Below are 3,235 nucleotides of genomic sequence, written 5' to 3' on the forward strand. Positions count from 1 at the left end.
GTCGCTTTTATCAACAAGGTATGCGGGCTGCAACCCTGATTCGGTCTATCTCCTAGGCCTCTTTGTCACCCCCCCAGCTTCTAAAGCCGATCTCTGGATATTTTTCATTCCTCAACAGGAGATATTGGTCGTCGAACCGGGTAAATTCAGGTTGTTAGTTTTGCAGCAACAGCCAGAACTCCCGCAGAAAGTAGTACCAAATCGAGGCTACAGTGTAACTGGATTACCTGTTCCATTAGTAAAGGTGCGGAATATTGCTAGTCACGTTTTTAAGTTTCCTGACGTTCTTTTCTAAAAAGAGACTCGCTGTTAATCTGGCGATCGCCTACTCAAGGTGATCGCCATTATTCGAGTAATAATACTTAGCAAACGCTAATTGGGCGATCGTTATGTTTTAATAAAAAATTGAGCAAAATCCAAACAAAGCCAGCCATGAGTCCTAAATCAATAGCCGTAATCAACTTCAAAGGCGGTGTCGGAAAGACTACCGTCACTTGGAGTCTGGGAAATATTATATCCCAAGGAACCGACTTAGAAGTCTTGATGTTAGACTTAGATCCACAAATGTCGCTCACAGAGGCGATCGGACTTAACGAAAATACAGGTCATTTAGATGACAAATTTGGTAAGTGGTACGAAAAATCTCTCAAGCACAGACTTACAATTTACGACGCTCTAGAAGTCTTTAAAAAAGCCGGACAGAATTTTAAATTTCCCGTTGGTTTCGACACCATTTATCAGATTGACGAACAGTTGCATTTTGTCCCTTCAGTTGAAGAGTTGTATTGGTTGGATATCGATGGATTTGAGGGGAAAAGTGTTAAAGACTTCATCCGCAGATTCATCGGCAAAATCGCCAACTCTGCCAATCTCCCCAAATACGACTTGATGCTTTTTGACTGTTCGCCTTCCTTCAGTCTCCTCACCTACAGCGTACTCTCTTGCTGCGACTTAATATTAATTCCGGTCAATCCAGATTATTTTGGTTCTAGGGGATTGAGTTTAGTTTTAAACTCGCTCCAAAAACGGATTGAGCCTTATCCGTTTCCCAAGATAGCAGTCTTTATGAATAAAGCTAAAACCTATGGAGGATTGCTGACAAATGAAGTTCAGTTTTACATGAGAGAAGTAAAGAGACTTTGCGATGAGATATCAAAAGATAATAACATAGAAGTTAGATTTTTAGAATCTACTATTCGGGAAAGCGTCGGGCTAAAACGGGCGATTAATGAGGGAGAACTACCGCGAGAATTAGTTAGAGAATTTGAAAAACTATGGCGCGAGTGTGAGGAGTATCTGAAATGAGTAAAAAAGAAACTTTGGCTGCTTCCGAACAAGAAAGCGGGGGGTTAGTTGAGGAAATTGGCGAACTTAAGGAAATCTTGCGGGACGTTGCTCGAAAATTAACCCGGCTTGAGACTCAAGTCAAGCGGGGAGTGATTTCTGCTGGCTCAAAAACTTCGGATATTCCCAAGGGTGCTGATGTTAATAAACCTGTTAATTTATCGGCGGCTAATGTTCTAGAAGTTTATGAAGAACTGCGTTTACAAGCTAAGAATGGTAATGAAGAAGAGGTGAGGCAAAAGTTGTTAGCCATGAGTGCAAGTGACTTGAACTTGATGTGTTGCGAGTTAGGGATGCCGCCCAGCAGCAAGAATCCGTCCCGCAAAAAAATGTTCGAGCTAATTATTGGCAGAATTAAACAGAGTTTGAGGCTGTCGCGGCATATCGACAGACAAACACTTTGAATCGGGCATTGGGAATTGGGCATTGGTAATAGCTTGGACTTAGAATTTGCGTAAGGATTCAGGTAAAAATAGTTCCGCAGAGAGCCGAACAATATGGTAATGTAGTCAGATGAGCGAAAAGTCAGAGTTATCAGCAGCACTAAAATTAGAAATGGTTGACCAGTTGAGTCGTGAGGAGCTGGTCAAAATTGTGCGCACCCAACAGAAGCTGATTGAAAAATTACAACTCCAGCTCGAAAAGCTCCAAGAGAGACAGCCCAGCAATAGCAAAACATCATCGAAACCCCCATCAAGCGATCTGATACAGAAATCAGAGACAGCCGCTTTTGACAACTCAAAAGAGTCAGAGTCCCAACCAAAACGCAAAGCAGGAGGACAGCCGGGACATATCGGCAAAACCCGAAAAGGGTTTGGGCGAGTAGATAGATATCAAATCAGCACTCCTGAATCTTGTGAGCATTGTGGTAGTAGAGAATTAAGTGATCCAATTGGTTATAGCAAGCAGCAAGTAGCCTGTTTAGCAGCCTTACCAATTGAAGTGGTGGAATATCAACGAGTCAAATGTCAATGTCATGAATGTGGAGCAATGGTAATCGGTGTACCAGCACCCGGAATAGTTCCAGGACAAGACTTAAGTATCGACCTACAAGCATTATTGAGCTGGTTGGGTAATTATGGACACCTATCCTATGAAAAACAACAAGAGTTCCTGCGCGAACTAGGTGGAATCGACCTAGGGATAGGTACTTTACAAGCGACAAATGCGCGGGTAGCTGATGCTGTAAAGCCCGCCGTTGAAGCCTTATGGAAATGGGCACCATTACAAGCTTTCCGTCCATGTGGATGAAACCCCTTGGTGTGTCAAGGGAGTTAAAGAATGGTTGTGGACAGCCACAGGTCAAGATTTTTGCCTGTTTCATGCTGCGGATACTCGGAGTAGAGCTGAATTAGAGACGATGCTGGGGAAAGAGTTTGCTGGAGTGTTGAGTTCTGATGATTTTAGCGTCTATAACGGTGTGATTGTGGGAGCGCAACAAAAATGTCTAGCCCATCTACGGCGACATTTTAAGAAAGTTCTGCTTATACGCCACGGTAATAACAGTGTCGTCGCTTCTGCATTTTTAGAATTAATTGATGAGGCATTTCGACAACATCGCCTAGGGCGAGAACACCCCCAAGAGATTGATTATCAGACTTGGGCGAGGGACTTTAAGACGAGATTGGCAGAATTGTTAAATACTTGGCAAGCTCATGTTGGTCATGCTGCTGGACTGTTACTGCGCTCGTTACGTGAGAAAGCAGATCAATGGTGGTACTTTTTAGGGCTTGCTGAAAAAGCCTAAAACCCTTACATCAAAAGACTTTGGCTCCTGACGGCGCTGAGCGTGTGTAAGATTATGAGCTAAAATTAGTCAAAAGCCTAGTACAGCATCACTTTCGTAATGTACCGAAAAGTTGACCCAAGCCCAAACCCACCATCCAACTTT

Annotated in this window: 4 protein-coding genes and 1 pseudogene; all 5 read left to right on the forward strand. The window is 43.2% G+C overall.

The genetic code is table 11. From position 1 onward, the window contains the following. Positions 1-295: pseudogene (locus QT979_RS28625) on the forward strand (hypothetical protein); the annotation flags it as partial. A gap of 137 nt (positions 296-432) precedes the next feature. After that, positions 433-1,305, forward strand: coding sequence for a ParA family protein (locus QT979_RS28630; RefSeq protein WP_333029965.1), 873 nt, complete (start codon positions 433-435; stop codon positions 1,303-1,305). Continuing rightward, a complete protein-coding gene (locus QT979_RS28635; RefSeq protein WP_333312361.1) occupies positions 1,302-1,748 on the forward strand; it encodes a hypothetical protein in 447 nt (148 codons plus the stop codon). Before QT979_RS28630 ends, QT979_RS28635 begins: the two co-directional genes overlap by 4 nt. Positions 1,749-1,857: 109 nt before the next feature. Further along, a complete protein-coding gene (locus QT979_RS28640) occupies positions 1,858-2,595 on the forward strand; it encodes a DUF6444 domain-containing protein (RefSeq protein ID WP_333312362.1) in 738 nt (245 codons plus the stop codon). Next, entirely contained in the window at positions 2,588-3,091 is a 504-nt protein-coding gene (locus tag QT979_RS28645; RefSeq protein ID WP_333312363.1) for an IS66 family transposase, read from the forward strand. The genes QT979_RS28640 and QT979_RS28645 overlap by 8 nt, the downstream gene beginning before the upstream one ends. Positions 3,092-3,235: the final 144 nt, after the last annotated feature.

The organism is Microcoleus sp. w2-18bC1 (genome assembly GCF_036700365.1).
In the GTDB taxonomy this organism is placed as follows: Bacteria; Cyanobacteriota; Cyanobacteriia; order Cyanobacteriales; family Microcoleaceae; genus Microcoleus.

Coding starts and splice junctions, on each gene's coding strand:
- QT979_RS28630 (WP_333029965.1), top strand. CDS start 433: ATGAGTCCTAAATCAATAGCCGTAATCAACTTCAAAGGCGGTGTCGGA.
- QT979_RS28635 (WP_333312361.1), top strand. CDS start 1,302: ATGAGTAAAAAAGAAACTTTGGCTGCTTCCGAACAAGAAAGCGGGGGG.
- QT979_RS28640 (WP_333312362.1), top strand. CDS start 1,858: ATGAGCGAAAAGTCAGAGTTATCAGCAGCACTAAAATTAGAAATGGTT.